Origin of the sequence: Flavobacterium sp., from assembly GCF_035195345.1 — a bacterium.
Lineage (GTDB): Bacteria > Bacteroidota > Bacteroidia > Flavobacteriales > Flavobacteriaceae > Flavobacterium.
Map to the genome: position 1 here is coordinate 968634 of NZ_CP136574.1, position 22733 is coordinate 991366.

At 31.8% G+C, this 22733-nt stretch carries 23 protein-coding genes and 1 tRNA gene; 9 read left to right on the top strand and 15 right to left on the bottom strand.

Translation table 11 applies throughout. From position 1 onward, the window contains the following. Positions 1-6 precede the first annotated feature (6 nt). Both RSE15_RS04650 and RSE15_RS04655 read right to left on the bottom strand, forming a co-directional pair. A complete protein-coding gene (locus tag RSE15_RS04650; protein ID WP_324069801.1) occupies positions 7-708 on the bottom strand; it encodes a DUF4290 domain-containing protein in 702 nt (233 codons plus the stop codon). Positions 709-715: 7 nt separating this feature from the next. Further along, on the bottom strand, positions 716-1000 hold the full coding sequence (locus RSE15_RS04655; RefSeq protein WP_324070407.1) for a DUF493 family protein: 285 nt from the start codon (positions 998-1000) through the stop codon (positions 716-718). Positions 1001-1126: 126 nt separating this feature from the next. On the opposite strand from RSE15_RS04655, the gene RSE15_RS04660 reads away from it, so the two are divergent. The 5 genes from RSE15_RS04660 to RSE15_RS04680 all read left to right on the top strand — a co-directional run bounded on the left by RSE15_RS04660 (position 1127) and on the right by RSE15_RS04680 (position 5676). Further along, positions 1127-1666 (top strand): AAA family ATPase, encoded by a 540-nt coding sequence (locus tag RSE15_RS04660; RefSeq protein WP_324069802.1) that lies wholly within the window; start codon positions 1127-1129, stop codon positions 1664-1666. A gap of 37 nt (positions 1667-1703) precedes the next feature. After that, complete coding sequence (locus tag RSE15_RS04665; protein WP_324069803.1) at positions 1704-3590, top strand: RecQ family ATP-dependent DNA helicase; 1887 nt, start codon at positions 1704-1706, stop codon at positions 3588-3590. Further along, positions 3590-4537, top strand: coding sequence for a methionyl-tRNA formyltransferase (gene fmt, locus RSE15_RS04670; RefSeq protein WP_324069804.1), 948 nt, complete (start codon positions 3590-3592; stop codon positions 4535-4537). Before RSE15_RS04665 ends, fmt begins: the two co-directional genes overlap by 1 nt. 175 nt (positions 4538-4712) lie before the next feature. Next, a complete protein-coding gene (locus RSE15_RS04675) occupies positions 4713-4988 on the top strand; it encodes an HU family DNA-binding protein (protein ID WP_008256752.1) in 276 nt (91 codons plus the stop codon). A gap of 127 nt (positions 4989-5115) precedes the next feature. After that, positions 5116-5676, top strand: a complete 561-nt coding sequence (locus tag RSE15_RS04680) for a YqgE/AlgH family protein (protein WP_324069805.1) — start codon at positions 5116-5118, stop codon at positions 5674-5676. Here RSE15_RS04680 and RSE15_RS04685 read toward each other — a convergent pair. Further along, the gene (locus RSE15_RS04685) at positions 5669-6508 is read right to left on the bottom strand and encodes an aminotransferase class IV (RefSeq protein ID WP_324069806.1); all 840 of its coding nucleotides are present in this window, start codon (positions 6506-6508) and stop codon (positions 5669-5671) included. The two genes, RSE15_RS04680 and RSE15_RS04685, sit on opposite strands and share 8 nt — an antisense overlap. A gap of 55 nt (positions 6509-6563) precedes the next feature. Beyond that, positions 6564-6956, bottom strand: coding sequence for an START-like domain-containing protein (locus RSE15_RS04690; protein ID WP_324069807.1), 393 nt, complete (start codon positions 6954-6956; stop codon positions 6564-6566). Between the two features lie 149 nt (positions 6957-7105). Between RSE15_RS04690 and RSE15_RS04695 the strand changes: the two genes are divergently transcribed. Next, a tRNA-Met gene (locus tag RSE15_RS04695) sits at positions 7106-7179 on the top strand. Between the two features lie 110 nt (positions 7180-7289). After that, complete coding sequence (locus RSE15_RS04700; protein ID WP_324069808.1) at positions 7290-8504, top strand: tyrosine-type recombinase/integrase; 1215 nt, start codon at positions 7290-7292, stop codon at positions 8502-8504. 23 nt (positions 8505-8527) lie between these two features. On the opposite strand, the gene RSE15_RS04705 is transcribed toward RSE15_RS04700, so the two are convergent. The 8 genes from RSE15_RS04705 to RSE15_RS04740 all read right to left on the bottom strand — a co-directional run bounded on the left by RSE15_RS04705 (position 8528) and on the right by RSE15_RS04740 (position 13594). Further along, entirely contained in the window at positions 8528-8833 is a 306-nt protein-coding gene (locus tag RSE15_RS04705) for a helix-turn-helix domain-containing protein (RefSeq protein ID WP_324069809.1), read from the bottom strand. 2 nt (positions 8834-8835) lie between these two features. Beyond that, complete coding sequence (locus tag RSE15_RS04710; protein ID WP_324069105.1) at positions 8836-9048, bottom strand: hypothetical protein; 213 nt, start codon at positions 9046-9048, stop codon at positions 8836-8838. Positions 9049-9234: 186 nt separating this feature from the next. Continuing rightward, complete coding sequence (locus RSE15_RS04715; protein WP_324069810.1) at positions 9235-9894, bottom strand: DUF6549 family protein; 660 nt, start codon at positions 9892-9894, stop codon at positions 9235-9237. A 73-nt stretch (positions 9895-9967) separates the two neighbouring features. Beyond that, entirely contained in the window at positions 9968-10279 is a 312-nt protein-coding gene (locus RSE15_RS04720) for a hypothetical protein (RefSeq protein WP_324069812.1), read from the bottom strand. Positions 10280-10281: 2 nt separating this feature from the next. After that, positions 10282-10863 (bottom strand): glycoside hydrolase family 108 protein, encoded by a 582-nt coding sequence (locus RSE15_RS04725; RefSeq protein ID WP_324069813.1) that lies wholly within the window; start codon positions 10861-10863, stop codon positions 10282-10284. A 2-nt stretch (positions 10864-10865) separates the two neighbouring features. Continuing rightward, a complete protein-coding gene (locus RSE15_RS04730) occupies positions 10866-11402 on the bottom strand; it encodes a hypothetical protein (RefSeq protein WP_324069814.1) in 537 nt (178 codons plus the stop codon). A 43-nt stretch (positions 11403-11445) separates the two neighbouring features. Further along, a complete protein-coding gene (locus RSE15_RS04735) occupies positions 11446-11610 on the bottom strand; it encodes a hypothetical protein (RefSeq protein ID WP_324069097.1) in 165 nt (54 codons plus the stop codon). A gap of 1 nt (position 11611) precedes the next feature. Then, entirely contained in the window at positions 11612-13594 is a 1983-nt protein-coding gene (locus RSE15_RS04740) for a hypothetical protein (protein ID WP_324069815.1), read from the bottom strand. Between the two features lie 350 nt (positions 13595-13944). Here RSE15_RS04740 and RSE15_RS04745 point away from each other — a divergent pair, with 350 nt between their 5' ends. Both RSE15_RS04745 and RSE15_RS04750 read left to right on the top strand, forming a co-directional pair. Further along, the gene (locus RSE15_RS04745) at positions 13945-14268 is read left to right on the top strand and encodes a hypothetical protein (RefSeq protein WP_324069816.1); all 324 of its coding nucleotides are present in this window, start codon (positions 13945-13947) and stop codon (positions 14266-14268) included. Then, positions 14258-14470 (top strand): hypothetical protein, encoded by a 213-nt coding sequence (locus tag RSE15_RS04750; RefSeq protein WP_324069817.1) that lies wholly within the window; start codon positions 14258-14260, stop codon positions 14468-14470. The genes RSE15_RS04745 and RSE15_RS04750 overlap by 11 nt, the downstream gene beginning before the upstream one ends. A 78-nt stretch (positions 14471-14548) precedes the next feature. Here RSE15_RS04750 and RSE15_RS04755 read toward each other — a convergent pair whose 3' ends face one another. Genes RSE15_RS04755 through RSE15_RS04765 form a run of 3 tightly spaced genes read right to left on the bottom strand, consistent with a single transcriptional unit; the run spans position 14549 to position 22733 of the window. Next, positions 14549-16564, bottom strand: coding sequence for a hypothetical protein (locus RSE15_RS04755; RefSeq protein ID WP_324069818.1), 2016 nt, complete (start codon positions 16562-16564; stop codon positions 14549-14551). 2 nt (positions 16565-16566) lie between these two features. After that, positions 16567-18834 (bottom strand): hypothetical protein, encoded by a 2268-nt coding sequence (locus RSE15_RS04760; RefSeq protein ID WP_324069819.1) that lies wholly within the window; start codon positions 18832-18834, stop codon positions 16567-16569. Then, positions 18834-22733 carry a phage tail tape measure protein gene (locus RSE15_RS04765; protein ID WP_324069820.1) on the bottom strand — a complete coding sequence of 1300 codons (3900 nt, stop codon included), beginning with the start codon at positions 22731-22733 and terminating at the stop codon, positions 18834-18836. Before RSE15_RS04765 ends, RSE15_RS04760 begins: the two co-directional genes overlap by 1 nt.

The following is a 22733-nucleotide window of genomic DNA, read 5'->3' on the forward strand; positions in this document are numbered from 1 at the left end:
AACTGCCTATTTTTTAAATGTATTTTTATTTTGATTGTTTTTGTTCAAATGTCCTTTGTTATTGTTGTTTTTCTTAATGATTCCAACTTTACTAGGACCAAATTGCGTTTTATTCGAAACTTTCTTGTTCACTTTCATTAAATCATGTGTATTCGAAAGTTCTTCGTTTGATTTCGAAAGATTTAATTTTCCACCTGAAAGTTCTAATAAATGTTCAAAAATTACCTCATCGGTAACCGTATCTTTATTCCAACTCAAATAACTTTTTTTCATGTGATTAGCAATCACTAACACTAAAGCATTCTTTAAATCGCTTTCTTCCCAACTATTTGCTACATCAATCATGTATTTGATGTTGTTTCCGTAAAAACGGTATTTAGGGAAATTCTGAGGATATTTTAAACGATCAGGTTTTTGAGTCAATATATCTTTTGATGGAATTGGATAAGGCGAATCTACATCTAATTTAAAGTCAGACATAATAAACAATTGATCCCATAATTTATGTTGAAAATCCAAAACATCTCTTAAATGCGGATTCAAAGATCCCATCACCGAAATGATATATTTAGCTGCCTTATTTCGTTCTTCACGATCTTCAATTTCAGTAGCTTGGTCAATCAATTTCTGTAAATGTCTTCCATATTCAGGAATAATCAAATGCGAACGTTCTGAATTGTATTCTAAATAACTTACTTCTTCTTGCATGTTTATTTTATAATGAAATGATGCCTTCTATATCTGAAACTTCAATGTATTTATCAATAACTTTTTGTGGGTTTGGCATAGTTACACTAATAGAAACACTAGTGAATTTACCCGTTTTAGATTGTTGTGTAGTAATTACAGCTCCCATATCATTAAAAGCACCTTCAACCTTAGCAATACTATGCGCATCGGAAGGCATGATAAATTTATACAAATACTCTGAAGGCCAAAGCGTTGAATTGGTTAACTCTTCTTTTAATCTTGCGTAAAAATCTTCTGTTTTCTTATCCATCATCATTTCGTAATTGGAAAAGCAAATATACTTTTTTCTGTTTAGAATTATATTGTAGTAACTTATAAATTTTTAAGTTGATTAGATTTTTAAAAAAACTTACTTTTGCGCCTTAGAATTTCCAATATGAATAAAGAAATTGTGGTTTTAATTGGTGGACCAAGCTCTGGAAAAACCACGTTAATAGAAGCTTTAAAAGAAAAAGGACACACTTGTTATCCTGAGGTTTCCCGTGAAGTAATTCGCGAGGCGCAAGAACAAGGTATTGAACAATTGTTTCTAGAAAAACCTCTTTTATTCAGTGAATTACTCCTTGAAGGCAGAAAAAAACAATTTCAAGAAGCTTTGAATGAAGAAGCAAACATCGTTTTTTTAGATCGTGGTATTCCAGATGTTTTAGCATACATGCATTACATTGGCGATTCATACCCTTCTTTTTTTGATAAAGCTTGTCATGACTACAAATATACTTCTATTTTTGTTTTACCACCTTGGAAAGAAATCTATATTAGTGATGCTGAACGCTATGAAAACTATGAACAAGCCGTTTTAATCCACGAACACTTGATGGAAACCTACAAAAACTATGGTTATTCGATTACAGAAGTTCCTAAAGATACGGTTGAAAATCGCGTAGATTTTATTATGAAACATCTTGCTCAATAATTTTTTTGTATTTTAGTGTTTCTAAAAGCCTTATAACATGTCTGAAGCCCTACAAATTCTTCAAAAATATTGGAAACACGATAGTTTTAGAGAACCTCAAGAAGAAATTATTCAATCGGTTTTAAGTGGAAATGATACGTTTGCGCTTTTGCCTACTGGTGGAGGAAAATCGGTGTGTTTTCAAATTCCAGCAATGATGTTGAATGGTATTTGCTTGGTGATTTCGCCTTTGATTGCTTTGATGAAAGACCAAGTTCAGAATTTACAAAGCAAAAACATCAAAGCGATTGCCTTAACTGGTGGCGTTTCTCAAGATGAAGTAATTGATATTTTAGATAATTGTCAATTTGGAAATTACAAATTTCTCTATCTTTCTCCCGAACGTTTACAGCACGATTGGATTGTAGAACGCTTAAAACAAATACCTATAAACCTTATCGCCATTGATGAAGCGCATTGTGTGAGCCAATGGGGACATGATTTTAGACCCGCATATTTAAAAATATCAACTTTAAAAGAGCACTTCCCTTCTACTCCATTTTTAGCATTGACCGCTACGGCAAACAAAAGAGTTCAAGAAGATATTTGCTCCCATTTAGCATTAGTCAATCCAAAAGTATTTACCAAATCGTTTACAAGAGAAAATTTAGCGTACCATGTAATTAAAACAGAAGATAAACTTTTTAAAGTCCAACAAATTTTAACTAAAAATCCGCAATCTTCTATTATTTATGTTCGTAATCGTAAATCGTGTATCGAAACTTCACAACAGCTAAGTCAATTGGGCTTTACTTGCACCTATTATCATGGGGGATTACCTTCCAAAGAGAAAGAAAAAAACATGCAATCATGGCTAGAAAATAAAGCACAAGTTATGGTGGCTACGAATGCCTTTGGCATGGGAATCGACAAACCCGATGTAAAAACGGTGCTTCACATTCAACTTCCAGAAAATATTGAAAATTACTATCAAGAAGCAGGAAGAGCCGGTAGAAATGGTGAAAAGGCCTTTGGAATTATTGTTACAAATACTAGCGATATTGATTATACAAAAAGACAATTTATTGATGTCTTACCCAATAAAAAATTTGTGCGTGATGTTTATGTAAAACTTAACAATTATTTCAGAATTGCTTATGGAGAAGGGTTTAACGAAAATTTCGCTTTTAATTTGAATCAATTTTGCAGTCATTATAATTTTCCAATTCTAAAAACGTTTAATAGCATCCAATTTTTAGATCGTCAAGGCATTTTAACCTTTCAAAGCGAATCTACTGAGAAAATCAGTCTTCAATTTATTATTCCTAGTAAAGAAGTCATTCGATACATTAGTTTGCATCCACATGATGAACCAATAATTACTAACATCCTAAGAACGTATTCTGGCATTTTTGATGTAGAAACTACTATCAATCCTCATTTAATTGCTAAAAAATCAAATTGCACAGAAACACGTGTAGAGGAAGTTATTGATCAGTTAACTGCGAGCAACTGTATTGTTTTACATGCTAAAAACAACGATTGTAGTATTACATTCAATGAAGTACGAGAAGATGATTTAACGATTAATAGAGTAGCAAAATTTTTAGAACATCAAAATAATTTAAAAGAAACACAATTCCAAAGTGTAGTACACTACATTACAAACGAAGATTCCTGTAAAAACAAGTTACTACTTGCCTATTTTGATGAAATTACAAAAAAAGAATGCGGCATTTGCTCCTATTGTGTTTCTCAAAAAAAAGCCAACCCAATAGAAAACACACAATCTATCATTAAATTATTGCAGAGAAAAGCACTTTCCTCTAGAGAAATTGAAAACCAACTTCACATTTCTGCAGAAGCGACTATCTTTGCTTTGCAATTATTATTGGAAAATCATACTGTCAAAATAAATTCAAACAATCAATATTACCTTATATAATGGAAAAACTTAAAATTGTATTCATGGGAACCCCTGACTTTGCTGTTGGGATTTTGGATACCATTTATCAAAAAAACTATGAAATTGTTGGTGTTATCACCGCTCCTGACAAACCTGCCGGTAGAGGACAAAAAGTAAGTACTAGTGCGGTTAAAGAATATGCATTAGAAAAAAACTTACGTTTATTACAACCAACCAATTTAAAATCAGAAGATTTTTTAGCAGAATTAAAAAGTTTAGAGGCCAATTTACAAGTGGTGGTTGCTTTTAGAATGTTACCTGAAGTTGTTTGGAAAATGCCAAAATTAGGCACTTTTAACTTACATGCTTCTTTATTACCTGAATATCGTGGAGCTGCTCCAATCAATTGGGCAATTATTAATGGCGAAACCAAAACCGGAGTTACTTCTTTCTTTATAGATGATAAAATTGACACCGGCGCCATGATATTAAGCAAAGCAACGGAAATAGGCGCTAATGAAACCGCTGGTGAACTCCATGACCGTTTGATGCATTTAGGAAGTGAGACCGTTTTAGAAACACTTCAATTAATTGAAGCGGGAAAAGCTACAACAACTTTACAAGAAAACAATCCTGATGTTAAAACGGCTTATAAATTAAATAAGGAAAATTGCAAAATCGATTGGTCACAATCTGGACAAACGATTTTTAATTTGATAAGAGGTTTATCGCCTTATCCAGCTGCTTGGACATTTATTAAAGATGGAGAAAACGAATGGAATGTAAAAATTTATTTGGCAAGTTTTGAAGAAAAAACACATTCGGATACAATTGGAAAGATTACAACCACTAAAAAAGAAATTTTTATTAGCACGAAAGACGGGATTTTAAAAATAGCTAGTTTGCAATTTCCAGGTAAGAAAAGAATGTTGGCGCATGAATTATTAAATGGAATTTCATTTTCTGAAAATGCAATAGCACTTTAAGCCTTGAAAACACTATATTTAAGAGTAAAATGCAAAAAAACAAACAATGTTATTAACATTTAATTCAATTTATTAACATTTTAATGGAAAATTTGCTCTAATACTTGCGTAGTTCAACAATACCGCTAAATTTGTGAGAAATAATTAAGTTTAACCAATTATAAATAACTTTATCATGAACAAATCAGAATTAATCGATGCAATGGCAGCTTCTGCTGGAATTACAAAAGCAGCTGCAAAATTAGCTTTAGAATCATTTTTAAGCAATGTTGAAGGAACTTTAAACAAAGGTGGAAGAGTATCTTTAGTAGGTTTCGGATCTTGGTCAGTATCTAAAAGAGCTGCAAGAGATGGTAGAAATCCACAAACTGGAAAAACTATCAAAATTGCTGCTAAAAATGTAGTAAAATTCAAAGCTGGTGCTGAATTAGAAGGAGCAGTAAACAAATAATATTTTTTTTACGTCAAAATAAAAGAGTCCTTATTCATATTGGGACTCTTTTTTTTTACAATTCATCGATTTTTTTTTGATAATGTAATTTTTTTTTGATAAATTTATTGTATAAACTACAGAAAATATGATTTCAACTCTTCCAAAAAAAGGACATTTGCTTATAGCAGAACCTTCTATTTTAGGCGATGTTTCGTTTAATCGCTCTGTGGTTTTATTAGCAGAACACAATAATGAAGGCTCAATTGGTTTTATCTTAAATAAGCCCCTGAATTACACCATTAATGATTTACTACCAGAAATTGAAGCATCGTTTAAAATATACAATGGAGGACCAGTAGAACAAGACAACCTGTATTTTATTCATAATATTCCGGAAATTATCCCTAACAGTGTTGAAATTTCTAACGGAATTTACTGGGGTGGTGATTTTGAAACTACCAAACAACTTATAAACGAAGATAAAATATCAAAAAAAAATATTCGTTTTTTCCTTGGATATAGCGGCTGGAGCTTTAACCAACTTGAAATGGAGTTGCAAGAAAATTCATGGATAGTTACTGAAAACAATTCAAAAAACAAATTACTATCTAAAGCAAGTTCTTTATTTTGGAAAGAAAAAATTATTGAACAAGGGGGGGAATATGTTTTATTTTCAAACGCTCCTGAAAATCCTATTCTTAACTAAGACGTATTTTAGCATTCAATCGTATTAACATCTCTTTTGCAAACTCTGAGGCATATTCTTTCTTTCTGTATTTAGTAATTGGTTGGATGCCAGAAATTACATTTGTCAAAAATAACTCGTCTGCTTTTTGCAAATCAAAAGGGGAAATGGAAATTTCTTTTACTTCAATTCCTTCCATTTTTTTCAAAATTTCAAGTACTTGCTTACGCATAATACCATTCAAACAACCATCTGAAACAGGCGGTGTTACAATCGTATTTCCCGTTTTCATAAACAAATTACTTTGAAGCGCTTCAATCACATTCTTTTCATCATTTAAAACAAGGCAATTTTCATAACCATTTTCATTTGCAAAAATACTTCCTGTAATTTGAAGCATTTTATTGTTTGTTTTTAAGGCAGAAAGCAATTGTTTTGGAACATAAAAATCTTTATACAACTCTACTTCATATCGCTCTTTTTGGAAAGAATATAAATCGGAATTAAGATTTGAAGCAGTAATAATAAACTGTACCTGTCTTGATTTTGGCAAATAAAAACCTTCACTTTCTCGATAAACTGAAAAACGAACTCGGTATGCATTTGATGTAGAAAGCGATTGTACTAAGCTTAAAATTTGTTCTTCAAAATATTCCATGGTAAAATTCATCGGAATTTCCATGCGACAAATACGCATAGATGCCATCAATCTAAAGTAATGATCTTCAAGAAACAACACCTTATTGTCTAATACTTTAATTGTTTCAAAAATAGCATCTCCATACAAGAAACCTCTATTTGATTCAATACCTATGGAAGTGTTTTCCTGAATAATTCCGTTACAATTTACCATAAAAAATCCCGATTAAAAATCGGGACAAATATACTCTTTATAATTTATTTTTTTTTTAAAAAGAACCTAATACATGTTTTAAATCTGAAATTTGATTTTCCCACAGTAATTTCGATTCATCTATTTCATCTTCATAAGCAAAGTCAGTAATTACTATTGAAACATCTTTTGTTATTTCGTCTTCCATTATCTTTAATTCAAAAAAATAATCGGTTTCGGTATCATCATCATTCAACCATTTGAACTTAATTCGTTCACCTGATTTTTTTGACGCTAATTTTGCTTTTTCTTCCGAATCATCCCAAATAAAAGTAAAAAACTCACCCCTTGAATTAACGTTATCGGCGAACCACTCCGATAATCCTGATGGCGTAGAAATATACTGATATAATAACTGTGGAGAAGATTGAATTGGAAACTCTAATTCATATTTTACTTTAACACTCATTCTAATTTATTTTATGTGGGAAATATATACAGAATTAATTGAATATACAAAAAAACATTTTATTTATTTTTTCCAAAATTATATTTGCAAAGAATATAAATAGTTTTATATTTGCACCCGCATTCAACAAGTATGCAAGACCAATATTTGGCGAGGTAGCTCAGTTGGTTAGAGCGCAGGATTCATAACCCTGAGGTCGGGAGTTCAAATCTCCCTCTCGCTACTAGGTGCTAAACCTATACCCAACATGGGTTTAGCACCTTTTTTTAAAGCTTTCGAGTAGTGTAGTTACATTTAAAACGGCAACGTAAACGACAATGTAATTACAGACAAATGAAAAAACTTCACTTCGATTGTGAATGCTCTGAAGTATGGGCTTCACCAAAAAATTGGAAAACTATTACAGGAAAAAAAGCACTTACCGATAATTGGTATGTTCAATGCGTTTTTTTTGATCCAAAATTCAAAGAAAAATATCCAAAAGGATTTCCTTTTCGTAAAAAATTAAACAAACTTAAAACCTTAGAGGAGCGAAAAGCGGCAGTTCAATTGTATCTTGAAGAAATTCCAAAGTTATTCCTGGACAAAGGTTACAATCCAATAACCAAAACTTTCATGATTAAACCGGTGCAAGAAGAAAAGAACTTTTTAAAAGAGCTTTGCGAAGAAACACCATTCAATATCGCTTTAGATTTAGCAATTAGTTCTCTAAAAAAAGCTGAATCTACAATGGAAGATTTAAATATGGTTGTTAAGAATGTGAAAAAATCGGCAAAGCAATTACGATATGATGAAATTGCGGTTTCTCAAATTACAAGAAAGCATATAAAGTTGATCATTGATAATTTAGAAAAGACCGAAGGAGCATTTTCGGCACATAAATTCAATAAATATCGCTCTTACTTGAGTATTGTTTTTTCAGAACTATTAGAATGGGAAGCTATTAAATCAAATATTATTCGCGATATCTCTAAGAGAAAACAAGAAAAGAAAATCCGTGAAGTACTTACAAAGGACCAAAGAACACAAGTTGTAAATCACTTGAAAAGGTTTCATCCCGAATTTCATACTTTCACTCAAATATTCTTTCACTCTGGAATTCGTATAACGGAATTACTATCTGTAAAAGCCGATCATGTAGATTTGAGTAAACAAAAGTATAAAGTTTTAGTAAAGAAAGGTACAAGCTACCAATGGAAAGAAAGTGTAATAAAAGATGTTGCATTGCCTTTTTGGAACAAGGCTGTTTTTGGAGCTCGAAAGGATGATTTTATTTTCTCTACTGGCTTAGTTCCAGGACCCAAACAATTAAAGTATAATGCAATTCGTTTACGTTGGAAAAGAAATGTGAAAACGATGTTGAACATTACGGCTGATTTTTATTCCCTTAAACACTTAAATTTGGATGAAACTACCGAATTATTATCTTTGGAAGATGCTGCACGTATGGCAAACCACAAAGGAACTAAAATGGTAAGTAGTGTTTATGCAGTTGGCGAGAAGCAAAGACAGTTTGAGAAATTGAAAAAAGTAAGTAATAGTTTGTAGTAAAAAGAGGGCAATTGCCCTCTTTAATTTTTTGCAAGTTTGTCAACTCTTCTACCGAGTTGCTCCATTGCTTTTTCGAAGCATTTGTTTAAATCTGTTTTTGATTCTTGATCTTCAAAAAAGAAATTTACTTTTATTGCTTTTGAAACTTGCAAAAAAGTATCAATAGTTGGTTTGAATTTTAAGGAAAAGAAACGACTAACTGCGGATTGTATCATTCCAGTTTGTTCCGCAATTTGTCCTTGCGTAATTCCTTTTTCTTCAGCGATTTCTTTAAGAAGTAAAACGAGCAACATCCATTGCTCGTTTTGATTTTTATTATTTGCCATAATTAATTGTCAAATCCTGCTTTTCTAATCATTATCTGAGTAGCATCCCATTGAGTCATGTCATACATCCCATCTTCTTCGCTGTAAGCATCTATAACTTGCATATCAGTTTCGGTATAAGATTTAATTTCATTGTTTGCTTCATCAGTAACAGTTACTAAATAATGACCTGCTCCTGTTTTTTTTGTTTCGATGTAAAATTCTGGTGTTCTCATTTTTTCTTTTGCCGTATTAAAGTGTTGCCGCCACATTCTATTTGTTATTTTGTATACGCAAATATATAACATATATGTAATATAAAACAAATCAAAAACAAAAAAATCGATGAAATGCACTAAATTTTAACATATAACTAAAAAAGGCGTCTAAACAGACACCTTTTAAAACTGACAACAAATAAATTATCGAGTGATAATTATACCACCTATGATTCCAATTCCAACTTTTAATAAGTCGGTTTGATACCATTTCTTTTTTTCTTTGACTTCAATCTGTTGTATATATTCTGGGTTAACAAAAGGGTTATCGTGTTTGATATCTACTACCAATGTTTTAGAACCTAAGAACCATTTACGCTTATATCCAGTTACAATGGTGACACTATCAGGAATTACCATATCATAAACCTCAACTCCATGCTGATTGCTTTTGTAGGCTAAAGAATACCAATCCGTGAATATAGCATCTGTTTTCTGAAAATTACAAGGAATAGAATCTTTATAAGCTAATGTAATGGTATCAAATTTAGTTTTTGTAACGTATTTTGTAACGTATTTTACATCCGAAAACTTATTTATAATTTCTTTCAGTTCCTTATCCTTTGAAGCGATTTGTTCTTTCAATTCCTTTTCGGTAAGAGTGGCCACTTTTTGACTTGTCACTAATTGACCGTTTTTCAACTTATAAGTTGATATTTCGGAATTTTGCGCTTCGATAGTTGAAGTTGCAATGTTTTGATTTTCGCATTGAACGTAATTCAAACACAATAAAGCAATGATAATTCCAATTAGGAATATGCGCTGCCAATTGATTCTGTGAAGATTGATTTGTGGTGCTTCCATAATTTAAACACTTTTTAAATGGTTTTTTAAATACTTTTAAACGGTTTATTTTTTAGAAAATATATAAACATTTTTAATTCCATTGAATCCCATTTTCTTCATTGTAATATTTAGGAGAAAAAACAGAAGCATAAAACAAACCATTAATTCCATCACAATCTTTTAGTTGATGAATAGTTGAATATTCAGAACCAGGATAGTTATATAAAACACCTTCGTATTCAAAACCTTTATCCATCATAAAATCAGCCATTGTTGAATTTGGGTTTTCAAAATCTAAAAAATGTGGAACATCTTCATATTCTAATCCCAACAAAGTAGCAACAGCACATTTCATACAATCTCCATAACCTTCATCAACTATTCTTTGAAATACTTTTTTCATAACTAAAATTGAAATTTAAAGTCGTTCAATCTGTTTTTCCAACCTTTGATAAATCGCTTTTGACTTGGGTTATTTTTAACAATATCATCAAGGAACTTCACACGAGCAGCAAAAATCTTATCGAATAATGCTTCTGCATCTTTGTCGATTTCTGCATTTAATCTTTTCAAAGTTTGTTCTCCAACAATTCCGTCGCAATCTTCTTTAGAAAAACCCAAAAGTCTTTGAGGAATAACAATTCCCCATTTACCACTTCCCCAATACCAATCCACCAAAATATTAGCAATTGATTGATTTTTGATTTGGTCGGCTTGCCATTTATCCCAATACTTACGAAGTACAAACTTGAAATCATCTTTAGATAACAACTTCATATCAGCATTGTTGATGATGCCATCACCGTTTTTGTCGTAGCCTAATAACTTCCATGCTCCAACGGTAACACCCATATTTGTTGCTCCACCTTTATCAATTGGGTCGTTCACATAACCGCCTTCCCATTTTGCAACAATTGGCGCAAGTTTCTCAATTTTACTGCCTTCGTAATTTGATTTTTTGAAAGGCGCTTTTTCAAATACTGCCATAGTTACTCCATTGTTTTTTTAATACGATTAATAACTCCTTCGTTTATAGTTTCAATGATTTTATCTAGCAAAATGAAAGGTTTTGATTTTTTACCGAAACGCGTTTCTTCATTTTCTCCAATTGACTGTAATTCAATTAGTATTACGTATATAAATAGTGTAAACTTAATAGCAATAATGATTGAAAGTAAAAAATTATAACTTTTTAGTCTGTTGATTTCAGTTTCTAAACTCCAAAGAAACCAGATAAGCAAAGTAAAAATTATGATTTTTTCAAAGGCTCTCCAAGCTTTACCACTTTTAAAAACGAATTTTTCTCCAATTTTTTTTTTGCTTGCTGTATCTGCTTTAATTCCTGTGTGAATATCAATAACATTAACAAAAAAAGTAATTAACCAAATTGAAATTGTTACACCTAAAAAAAGACGTTCGTGCATTGTAGATAAAAAAGATATAATAGTAGATAGGAATGTGCCTACTGAAATAGATAAGAAATAGAATTCCTTATGATTTATAAATTGTGAAATTACATGTTTCATAAATTGTTTTTTTAATAGTTCTTTTTGGAGTTAGAAGTATATATTATTCTACTTTATCATAAAAGATTTCATTTTCAAAATCCCAATATGGATTTTCCATAACTTCAGTTCTAAGCGTTTCAATTAGCATTTCATTTTCTGCAATGAAATCATCAAATTGTGCGCGATGCTCTTTTCCTGTATTCTTGTTTATTACTGTTCTAAGCATATTATTGATTTGTTAAATAAAAACCTTGTAAAACACTAGAATCACCTGTAGCTGATTGTTGTATACTAACATATAAATAATTTGTAACTGTTGGGTCAAAAGATTTTGTTAGAATAACTGAAGCAGATGTTGTATTATCAATAACGTTTGATGATAACGGATAAACTTTAATAGTTCCATTGTCAATTATAAAATCTCTTTGCATTTTTACAAACAAGTTAGATGCTCCACTTGAATATCTTGCAATAGCATCTGTGTTGCCAAATGGCATTGTTGATGCTGTGCTAATCTTTACTCTTATTTCACAAGTTCCTGCTGTACCAGTTTTTGTTAGAACAAGAAGTGGCATATTTATAATTTCATTTAATGATAAAGAATTGGGTGGTATAGTAACTTTCAAAACTTCCACTTCAGAAACACTTCCTGTAACTATTGAACTTGGAGTTGTTACTTTAATAGAAAAAGCCTTATCTTGTTTCGTGTCTAAATATGGCTGTAATTCATTATAATCAATCCATGATGGAATTACATCGATAAATTTCCCGCCAATAAATTTTAAATGAAGAACACCTCTTCTAGGGATTTTAATATTAACTCCTTTTTTAAAATTAAAATCATAAGCAGTATTATCAGCATTATGCTTTAATGTTATTTCATCTGATGAATTGTTGTAAATGAAATAATCCTTGCCATCATATAGATCACTGAATGAAACATTAAAACCATTAATTGATTGAATTAAGGTATCAATTATAAGATAAGATTCTGTAGCAGGTAAATCTAATCTAATGGAATCAATTGTTTCTGAAAAAGCATAATTATATTGGCGTGAATTTTCTTTAGACGCAAATATATTATATACCCATTCTCTTAAAGCTACTGTTCCATTATCATTTGGTAAAATATATGTCATAACATTTTCTGAAGTTGCTTCTGATCGTAAGTTAGCAATATCGTTAAGGTCTCCATCATTAAATGAAATTCCAGAAACGTTGGCAGAACCTCTACTTCTATAACCAGCAGCTTCAATTACTTCTTCTGTTGTGTTACCTGATTGAGTTACTTGTTGAAAAGTTGGTATTCCATTATTCCAACTTGTTAAAAATAGCTGACAATAGGTTCCACCATATTTTAACCACACTTTACCACCTGGTGGCACTACCAAATCAGTTTCATCTAAAAAAAAGAACTTTGAATTAGCAGAACCTGTTCCATTATGTAGCAAAGTGAAAGGCGTTGTGCCTTTATTTTCAATAAATAAATCTTTCATTGGATAAGGCGTTTCTGCCGTAGAAACTCCTGTAATTAAACTTGTTCCAAATCCATCAACCGAAACTAATAAAGAACTTTCGAGAGAATAATAACTATGTCCTTCAGGTCTTAATTGAATTACAGCTCTCGTTCCTTTTAATATTGGATAACTATATTCTAAATTTTCAGATTTCTTTTTGAAAGAAGTTCCTAATATTGGGTCAATTGGTGTTCCTATTGCGGAATCACTAACATCGAATTCAGTTATGTAAATAGCACCTGTTGTTGGAGTTGTTGGTGCGAGTACAATAGCACCATCTGTTTCTTCTCCCGATATTGCAATTACAGTGTTACTTGTAGTCAATACTAAAATGTCTTTTCTATTGAATCCTGAAGCACATAAAGTAATTGGAATAGTAGTATCTGTTGATGTGGTATATAATAAACCATTTATTTGACCACTTACACCTCTTTCAACTATAATATCTGTTCCTTCTACGGTAATAGCTCCAACCGATAAAAGTTTATTATAATTGCTATTTTGAATTGAGCTGATAATTTGCTGAACTGTTATGTGTTCTGAAACTCCATCTCTTGAAACTGGAAGTTTTGAAGTAGGTTCTAATGTGTTTTGGTGTGGTAATTCATCCACTTTTTTAGCATTAGATTCTATTGCATTTTGCCTTCCAATGACTTGATTTACTAAAGATGCTAAATAAGATATTGTACTCATTTTGATTGCGTTTTACTTTCACAAATGTAATTATTTTTATTTAGTCTAAATATAAATAAAAGGTAAAAATGTAATAATTAAGAGTTTAACACTCTCTGAAAAGCTTTTTTTGTAAATTTGCTTATGTGGTTTTTCGTTCTATTATTTATCGTTCTTGTAGGTGGTGGCTGGCTTGTAGGCAAGTTCATCGGAGAGCTCTTGTTTCCTGACCGAGAGGAAAAACCAACCTACATTGATAAATCAGTAAACCACCACTACCACACTCACATTCACGAACACAAGAACTTAACAGTGATTGACGAGGAAACCCACAAAAAAGGATTAGAGAATTTTAGTAAAAATTAGATACTATGGCAACAAAATTAACAACTGAACAACTTGCTTTGCATTTTTGTAATATTATCAATAAAGACATTGAAAAAAAACCATTAAATGCTAATTGGTATATTGATTTCGGAATTACAAAAAATGAACTTCCTAATGATTTTAACCAAAATGTTTTTTTAAATATAATTAAAGACACTTTTAATCTTACCGATATTCAAATTGAAGATTTTGACTATAAACTTAGAGTGATAGGAAGATTTATGGTTAAAAAATGGTCATTTAGTGGAGAAATACCAATGACTCAAGAAGAATTCAATAGACTTAAAGGATTTGCAAGTGAAAAATAACAACCTATTAGGCGACAAAAAACCCGAAATGATTACTGATAAAAATGGTAATTATTTTGTTTTAGAAGGAAACTTAAGAAGTGGAAAAACTAAAGAAATGCAAGAACTTACAGAACGTTTAAAAAAAGCATCAGAAGCTTTTAAAGATTCAGGGATATCTGCTGATGAATTTAATAATAGATTAAAAAAAGCCTCTAATTAAAGAGGCTTTAAGTTGATTTCTCATTTGAGTAAAACAAATCTAAAAACGGATAGCCTTGAAGTTATCCGTTTTTTATTTTTAGTATTTCAAGAAACCACCCGAACCAATATCAATCAATCCTGGCACCTCAACATTTGTAGAGTTGAAATCAACGCTTCCTGATATTTCAGAAGTAAATACATTACCCGTTTTAATCATCTTTGCAGATAACACGTAAAGGTTTGTATCTTCCAATGGTCCTTCTGTGTCGAAACTATTGTTTTTAACGTAACCAACGCCATCAATTAAAACGTTTTTGCAAGACAACGCGATCATTAGCTTTCTCCAAATTTCTTTAGTTACAGGCTCAAATTTAAACTCGTCAACCTCATATAATTCAGAACTCAAAAGAACAGAACTAACATCCGTTTTATGCAATTCTGAAGATTCCTCAACATCACCTGAACGCTTATGATATGGAAGTCTAATTTTGTGCTTTATTCCTGTTGCATAAAACACATCGTTATTATCATTATTCCAATAGCTTATCTCTTTTGTAAACTCATGCATCACCTGAATATTGATATCTTCCGAAAGCAAAGTAATGGTTGTAAAATTGTCGTCTTCTGCAATGATTGAAACACGAATAACCTCATCAATATAATCTACCATATCGATAATGAACTCGTAAATTTCATAATCAAAAATATTGTAAATAGTTCCTGCAATTACCGAAACCTCAACGCCAGAATAACTACTTGAAATAACGATAATTTCAGCATTTTTGCTTTCATCAAACAATACATCTTCAATCAAAAACCATTCAGCATCTACTTTCACATAACCGCCTGACTTCGCCCAAATAGGAAGCCCACCATTTAGATAATGTGTTTCTCCTGTTGGAAAACCAGTATCGTAATTATAAATGTTTCCAGAAGTAAAATAAATACCCGTTTTACCACTTCCTAAGTCATACTTACGAGCATCGCGAGAATCTTTATTCCCAATGTAGTTTGATTTTTTTACAACTGGAACTAAAACCTCAACGCCATTGGCACGAATAACTTTTGCTGTATTAGTTTCATAATTCGATTTGAATTGTGTTGTAATCACATCAGCCGTTTGAAACAACTGCACCTCATGGTAAGGAAGTAAAACATCTGCCTCACAACTCAAAGTGTTTTCATCTGTTTTATAATTTCCTCCATCACCAAAATCAATTCTATTTGCAAAACGAATACTATTTGCTTTTGAAATGTAAAAATATGGTGTTTGAATTCCGTATTCATCAACCATGAAAGTCTTGGAAATTGCACACCCTAATTGATCACGAACATACAAAGTATAGCTTCCAGCAATCAAGCCACTAAATACATTTGAAGTTTGCCAAGTTGAATTATCTAATGAATATTCAAAATCCAAACCAACTGCAACTGAATTTTCTACTATTGCTGTTGTTCCTCCAGGACTTACATTTATCTGTAAACTAAAATCATTGGGGCTTAATAAACTTGGCGTAACTAATTGTTGTGTGTATTGGTTCCCGTTTGCATCCTCAACAACAATATTAATCGATTGACCTCTTAACCATTCAAAAGTAAAAGGATTGTTTGTGTTAGGATTTACAGCCACCGGACTTATAATTTTTGTCGCTAAAATATTGGTTTCAATTTCCACTGATACATTTTGGCAAGTAAGTGTCGAAGCTTGAGAAAATAAAGTTGAATCTATTTCAATTGTAGTTACATTGGTTACCAATTCAAAATCAACATCAGCAGCAAGCGAAGGATTCATCATCGCAACACCACCTTTAAAATCAAGATAATTATAATCAACAGTTAAAAAAACTGAATTCCCAACTCTTGATATATTAGAAAAAGTTCCACCATAATCCAATTGTATAGCTTGCATATATAAAATTGCTGTTGCTTCTCCTGGGTTATAAATTTCAGGAACACCTGTTGTAACCTTATATGCAGCACTTCTTAAAGTGACCCATTGGTGTCCTAAAGAAAAGACTATTGAAGGTGTGAATATATTGTTTCTAATATCAAATGTTAAAGTACTTCCAACTACTAAATCTTCGTTGAATGTTATTTTAAAAATTTTTGCCATAATTAATTTACTTTAAGTAATTTCCATTGCCCTTGTTTATTAGGCTTTAAATTCATTAAAAAACCTTTTTCTTGTTCTCCATTTTCGTTTGTAAATTCTATACAACCATAAATGTTTGGTATTTTTTTACCCAACACAACTTTTGAACCCATTAATAGTTGATTAATTTCAAAAGTTACTTCGTGCTCAAATTCTATGAATTCAGGAACATATCGAGGTCTTCCAATTTCTGAGTTAATAATATTTCCATTTTCTGCATACTCATTACCACCAATCAATTTTGTAGAAAGCGAACTATTCGCTGTTGAGCTTGCATATCTAACATAATCAGATAAATATTTTGTCAACCCCGAAGCGATAGTCCAACCATGCCTAAGCATACAATTGAATGGCGATAAACGTAAATTATATGCCGTTTCTGGTGAAAATGTTCCAGATGGTGCAATCTCAAAATCATCTTGCCATTTTCTCAACTTGAAAACATTGCTTAAAGTATCGCGTTTCATATCGAATTGGAAAACATCTGAATCGTAACGAGTATCTTCTGTTCCATGAGTAAGATTTGGTTTTCGTCTAGCAAATTCAGCACCATAACTATCTGCTCTATATTTAGATAACTTAGTGTATTTGTTAGTTAATCTTTTTATGACAGTTGAAAACTTTGTTGTTCCATTGTACTCAGCCAAACCAAAAGCTTCTTCATAATCACCTCCCTTTTCGTAACCCATTTCAATAGAAGAATAAAAGTAATCTACAGCATCAGAACGTTTTACTTTTTTTACCTGATAAGGCAATTTAATAGTTGTATTTCTATTGTAGAAATATCCCAACTCTTCAATTCTAACAAACTCTTTGAAACCGTCATTTTCAATTCCTAGCCCTAAATTATGAGTTGCTGAATAACTCTCCAAAAATTCTTTTAAAGAAGTCGTAAGTGGTCTGAAAGGATTTGGATTTTCTTCTGTTCCTACAGGCAAACTATCGAATCCTCTAATCCAAAAACCATGAGACAATCCAACTAAAGAGGCTTTTCCGTCAGTTTGATATCCAATGTCTGTTCTGCCTAAAGCATCCGATTTTAAAACCTTTTTATTTGTATAAATTTCAATAAGTCTTTCTGCAGCTTCATGTGGCAACACACATTTTGAAATTGATTTTTCAAAGAAAGAATCTTCTTCTGCAACTATTTTACCTTTCATTTCAGTTGTAGTTACATAATAACGTTCTGAACCAGCAGTATTTCTTAAATCTGATTTTATAAATATTTCAATTGCCACAGAATCTCCAGATTGTACATTAATAGTTTCATCAAAGTCAAAACTAAAAGTATTTCCAGTATTTATTGATCCACTTGGGAATAGTGGTCTTTGAAAATTATATAATGAAGTTGTTACTCCTTCTCCATTTGGATTTGTATCTGCAAAAAATAGAGTTCTTCTTTCTCTAACATTATAATTTATTCCATTTTCATAAATAACTAATGAAATTTTGTATTGTGCCCATTGCCAGTCACTTTCTATAATTATTGGAAGAAAAGACGTCTCGGTTCCTGTAAGTCTTATTGTTCTTTCTCTATCAAATATAGCAAGCATCATCATTCCTGTACTTCCGTTATTTTCAGAACCTTCAGTAGCAGGAATTACAGAATGTGCTTCATCGTGTGATTTTGTAATTAACTTAAATGGATATCCAGCTGTTAAACCCCTTGTGTTACCATCGCTTGAACGAACACCCATGAAAATAGAATTATTTACTTCGTCTGCTTCCCACAATGTTTTTAAAAATATTCTTCTGCCATCTAATTCAACTTCATTTATTGGTAAATCCGATAATGGCAACCCGTCTAAAGTAGTATTTCTTGTTATTTCAACTGATTCTGATTCCCTGGCCTTAATTTCCATTTCTAAACCACCAGAATTGAATTTAAAAGAAATTTTGTTTTCTTCAATTTGTCGCGTTGACATATCTAAATAACCAAAGTATGACCTAGTCCATTGGTCTGTTTTTGGATGCTTCTCGTCTTTTACCAAACGAACTTCTGCATTAATTCCGTAAACATCATAAATTGTTTTCAAGTAGTCGTATGCTTGCCCTTGAAACTTTAAGTTATTTGAGAATTTAGGAAATATGCCGTGATAATCTTTATGTCTTGTAAGTTCTTTTTCGTCATTATCCCAACCTATTGGCTCTTCAATAATTAAAGAGCCTAGGTTGTCATTCTGCAATATGAATCTTACTCTATCGAAATATGCTTGATTTACATTACTCATTATGCTCCCCATTTTATGTTAGACAATTTCCAAATCTCATGCCCTAAATCAATGTTGTTTTGTATTGTAACATTTGATTTGTTTTTCTTTGTAGCTTCGGTGTTTCTTCTTAGCTCTTCAAGTAATTCAGCATCATATCGAGCGTTGAAAGATTCATTTCCTTGGTAGTTTTTTCCTTTGTTTGCTTCCATATCCAAACTAGCTAAAATAGAAGCTCGCTTGATTTGTTGATATTCATCAATAGAAGGAATTACTTCTGTTCCTCGCTTTAAATCTAAAATCGTTGGCTTACTAACTACATAAGGATTTTTGCCAGGCTCTAATATTACCTCTGGACGAACCTCACCCACTAAAGCTTTACCTCCTTTATGTGGTTTTCCTTTTGTTCCTTCTTCATATTTTGGAAGTGGAGAGGCTAATACTAAAGCAGTTTGAGCAGCCGATAAGCCTATTGCTAAAGGAATTTGAATTGCTCGGTAAGGACTTCCACCTGTTCCGAAAGTGATAGCATCTAATTGAGCAGCAGCTAAATTGATAGCGGTCAATGTTTTTGCTAAATCAATACCAATTTGAGCAGTTGCCAAAATACGTTGAGCAAGTGCAGCTTTAAATTCTTCCTTACGTCTTTCTTTTTCTAAAGCTTTGCGTTTTTTATCGCGTTCTTGCTCGATTAATGCCTTTTGAGTAGCATCACCTTCAGCCATTTCTAACTGCTGTGCGTAATATTCGTCATTGGCTTGAATTTCAGCATCAATGCTTTGTATTTTAGCATCAAATAAAGCAAACACCAAATCCTTCATAGTAGAGGTTAATTCACTTTGAAGTTCTTTAATTAAATTCGCAGCCTCTTTTTCAAGCTCTACTCTTTTGTTAGCAACTAATTGAGTGTTTTTTAAATCTTCTTCTGATAACTGAACACGATACTTTGAAATTTTATTTTGAATATCGGCAATTTTATCGGCAGATATTCTTTCTGCTTCTGGCTTTTTGGCTTCTGCATCTAAAGTCTTTTGTAAGTTATTAATTTGTTCAGTTAAAGCTTTTTTGGAATACTCTTTTTTGATATTGAAAACTTCTTCTTCGTGTTTTAATGTCAAGGCTTCAATTTCGGCTTGATTACCTTTTAATAATTCAAGATTTTTAGCATATAGTTTATTTTCTGCTTCAAGCCTTTTGTTTAATTCAGTATCTTGATTTTGTAAAACCTTATCCGTTTTTTTCTGCTCAATAGCTACAATTGAATCGATGATTTTTTGACGATTAGCCAAATCTTTTTTATCAAGGTCTTCTTTTTGAGCTTTCAACTGCTCCAGAACTAAAACCTCATCTTTTGATAATTGCTTTTTAATTTGGCCACCATTAATAAGGGTCTGAATTTCCGCATTCGTTAAATCTCGAACCTCATCACTATATTGGGAAATGGCTCTCAATTTATGTGAAGCGGTTTCTTGAGCTAATGAAACCTCAATTTGTTGTGCATTCAAATAAGCGCTAATTCTAGTTTCTATAGATTCTGTTTCATTATCGGCAATTTCATTGCTTATTTCAATCTCTTGTTCCATTCTAAATTTAGATAAAGCAAAAGCGTCGTCATCAATTTTTTTTAATCTAGCAAGTTCCTCTTTTCTTCTTTTTTCAGCTTCTTTTTTTGCTTCTTGATTTTTCTTTAATAACTCAGTGTTTTTATCTATTTCTCCTGTATTTTCATTTATGGCTGGATTCAATTTTTCATAAGCAGATCTATAGGCATCAATATCACTTTTAGCAAAACCCAAAGTAATTGTTAGTTTATTTATTTTTTCTTCATTTTTCTTTAACTCATTTGATGCTACAGCGTATTTTGATGTTGCGTATGTTTCTGAATCAACTACTTTTTGTAAAGAAATGTTTTTACTTTCTAAAGCTTTTATTTCTGAATTTATTGATTCAACTCTTTTTTCTAAATCAGGCAAAGCAGAAACAGCATCTAATGAAATAGATTCTTTTTCAACATCTAATAACTCTTTTAAAGCCTCTTTTTGAGCGTTTAAATTTTGTAATTCATCTTTTACGTTTTTATTATTAGGATTGCTTCTAAGTAAAGTTTGTTGTTTTAAAATCAAATCATTAATCCCTTTTATCTCTTTTTCAATCTGATTATAATTCTCAAAAATTGCTTTAGTTGAATTTTGTAAATTATCATTATAGGTTTTGTCTTGTAACCTTGCTGCTTGTTGCTTATCTGATTCCAATAAGAAAGCATAACCCTCAATTGCTTTGTTTAACAAACCAATCAAATTAGATAATGAACGAGAAATTACACTATCGCCTTTATTTAATGACAATATAAAACTATCCCATGAAGAACCTAGCTTAACAATGTCTCCTTCTAAAGTTTGAGTTCTTAACGCAGCCTGTTCGTTTGCTGTTCCAAATTCATCCATTTTAGATGTCAATTCAGCTAATCGATCGGTGTGCCCTAAAACATTTTTAGCAGCAGTAACATTTTCAATACCAAAAACCTTAACCAAATAAGCGTCATCTTGTAATAATGGTTTTAAAGCCTCAAATTTTTGTTGAACAGTTACCGTTTTGTCCTTTAAAAATTCAAAATCAATACCCAATCCTTGAATGACTTTTTGGGCGTCTTTCGGTAAAGCATCAGGAGCTGACAATTTCAAAAGAACATTTCTTAAAGCCGTTCCTGCTTCTGCGCCTTTTAATCCTTTTTCTGCCAATAATTCAATCAAAGCTGTAGACTCTCCAATACTTACATTTGATGATTTTGCAACCGCACCAAATTTTAATAATGCTTCTGTAATCTGTGGAATTTCAGCAGAACCATATTTTGCACCATTAGCCAACGCATCAATAAAGAAAGCTGCTTCTTCTGCTGGTGCTCCGAATTGGTTCATGGCATCTGTCAAGGCTGTTGCTGCTTCTGGTAATTCCATTCCAGATGCTTGGGAAAGCGTAATAACAGCTTTTGTAACTTGATTTAATGATTTTACATTTTCAAGTAATTCAGGTTTTGCCGATGCAATAAGTTTGTACGATTCAACAACTGCTTTAGCACCGCCTTTAACTCCCTTACCCATTTCAATAGCATTGCTTTTTAAGAAATATAAATCTTCTCCACTTGCACCGGTTATTGCTCTTAAATCTGCAACCGATTGTTCAAATTCTCGAATAGTAGTTATACTGCCTTTTACAACTGAAGCAAATGCCGTAATTACACCTACTAAACCAAACGCACCTACTAAATCTCTCAATCCAGAAGTGAAAGAGTTAAGATTTGGATAATTACCAACGTTTTTAGTGAAGTCTCCAACTGCCTTGTCAGCTCGTTTTACTTTAGCGTCTAGCTTATCGAATTCCGCTTGTGCTTTTTTAATAGATTCGGTAGACGCTGTTTCCGTAGCAATCAGATCACGAAGTTTATTTTTAGCTTCTGTTCTGGAACGATTCAATTTATCATAAGCCGAAACCAAACCTAACTTTTCAAGTGCAGCTTGTTTTAATACTCGGTTGTTAATTTCATTCTGAACGCGTTCCTCAATGGTTAGTTTAGTGCTTCGCTTTTTAGCGGTTTCTTCTTTATTGATAGCGTCAAGTTCTAATTTTCTAGTTCTCAATGCTTCTTGCTTAATTTTTTCCGCACTTTTCAAAGCAAGTTCTTCTGCTTTAATTGCGTTTTCAACTTTTTGCAAAGCCAATTTCTCTTCATTTTTTGCCGTAATAAAGGCTTGAGAATTATTAGCTTTTTGGTATGAGTTCGCGATTTGTGCCAATGCTTTTGCGGAATCTACTAAATCATCATTGGCTTCAATAGCCAAACGAATATTTTTAGCATATTCTTTTCCGAATTCAAGACCTTCATCGGTGATTAGGTCCTTACGTGTTATTGTTCCTCCAGACAT

What these genes read in the sequence shown, in the direction of transcription:
- RSE15_RS04650 (WP_324069801.1), bottom strand. Translation starts at nt 708, where the DNA reads ATGCAAGAAGAAGTAAGTTATTTAGAATACAATTCAGAACGTTCGCAT.
- RSE15_RS04655 (WP_324070407.1), bottom strand. Translation starts at nt 1,000, where the DNA reads ATGGATAAGAAAACAGAAGATTTTTACGCAAGATTAAAAGAAGAGTTA.
- RSE15_RS04660 (WP_324069802.1), top strand. Translation starts at nt 1,127, where the DNA reads ATGAATAAAGAAATTGTGGTTTTAATTGGTGGACCAAGCTCTGGAAAA.
- RSE15_RS04665 (WP_324069803.1), top strand. Translation starts at nt 1,704, where the DNA reads ATGTCTGAAGCCCTACAAATTCTTCAAAAATATTGGAAACACGATAGT.
- fmt (WP_324069804.1), top strand. Translation starts at nt 3,590, where the DNA reads ATGGAAAAACTTAAAATTGTATTCATGGGAACCCCTGACTTTGCTGTT.
- RSE15_RS04675 (WP_008256752.1), top strand. Translation starts at nt 4,713, where the DNA reads ATGAACAAATCAGAATTAATCGATGCAATGGCAGCTTCTGCTGGAATT.
- RSE15_RS04680 (WP_324069805.1), top strand. Translation starts at nt 5,116, where the DNA reads ATGATTTCAACTCTTCCAAAAAAAGGACATTTGCTTATAGCAGAACCT.
- RSE15_RS04685 (WP_324069806.1), bottom strand. Translation starts at nt 6,508, where the DNA reads ATGGTAAATTGTAACGGAATTATTCAGGAAAACACTTCCATAGGTATT.
- RSE15_RS04690 (WP_324069807.1), bottom strand. Translation starts at nt 6,956, where the DNA reads ATGAGTGTTAAAGTAAAATATGAATTAGAGTTTCCAATTCAATCTTCT.
- RSE15_RS04700 (WP_324069808.1), top strand. Translation starts at nt 7,290, where the DNA reads ATGAAAAAACTTCACTTCGATTGTGAATGCTCTGAAGTATGGGCTTCA.
- RSE15_RS04705 (WP_324069809.1), bottom strand. Translation starts at nt 8,833, where the DNA reads ATGGCAAATAATAAAAATCAAAACGAGCAATGGATGTTGCTCGTTTTA.
- RSE15_RS04710 (WP_324069105.1), bottom strand. Translation starts at nt 9,048, where the DNA reads ATGAGAACACCAGAATTTTACATCGAAACAAAAAAAACAGGAGCAGGT.
- RSE15_RS04715 (WP_324069810.1), bottom strand. Translation starts at nt 9,894, where the DNA reads ATGGAAGCACCACAAATCAATCTTCACAGAATCAATTGGCAGCGCATA.
- RSE15_RS04720 (WP_324069812.1), bottom strand. Translation starts at nt 10,279, where the DNA reads ATGAAAAAAGTATTTCAAAGAATAGTTGATGAAGGTTATGGAGATTGT.
- RSE15_RS04725 (WP_324069813.1), bottom strand. Translation starts at nt 10,863, where the DNA reads ATGGCAGTATTTGAAAAAGCGCCTTTCAAAAAATCAAATTACGAAGGC.
- RSE15_RS04730 (WP_324069814.1), bottom strand. Translation starts at nt 11,402, where the DNA reads ATGAAACATGTAATTTCACAATTTATAAATCATAAGGAATTCTATTTC.
- RSE15_RS04735 (WP_324069097.1), bottom strand. Translation starts at nt 11,610, where the DNA reads ATGCTTAGAACAGTAATAAACAAGAATACAGGAAAAGAGCATCGCGCA.
- RSE15_RS04740 (WP_324069815.1), bottom strand. Translation starts at nt 13,594, where the DNA reads ATGAGTACAATATCTTATTTAGCATCTTTAGTAAATCAAGTCATTGGA.
- RSE15_RS04745 (WP_324069816.1), top strand. Translation starts at nt 13,945, where the DNA reads ATGGCAACAAAATTAACAACTGAACAACTTGCTTTGCATTTTTGTAAT.
- RSE15_RS04755 (WP_324069818.1), bottom strand. Translation starts at nt 16,564, where the DNA reads ATGGCAAAAATTTTTAAAATAACATTCAACGAAGATTTAGTAGTTGGA.
- RSE15_RS04760 (WP_324069819.1), bottom strand. Translation starts at nt 18,834, where the DNA reads ATGAGTAATGTAAATCAAGCATATTTCGATAGAGTAAGATTCATATTG.
- RSE15_RS04765 (WP_324069820.1), bottom strand. Translation starts at nt 22,733, where the DNA reads ATGTCTGGAGGAACAATAACACGTAAGGACCTAATCACCGATGAAGGT.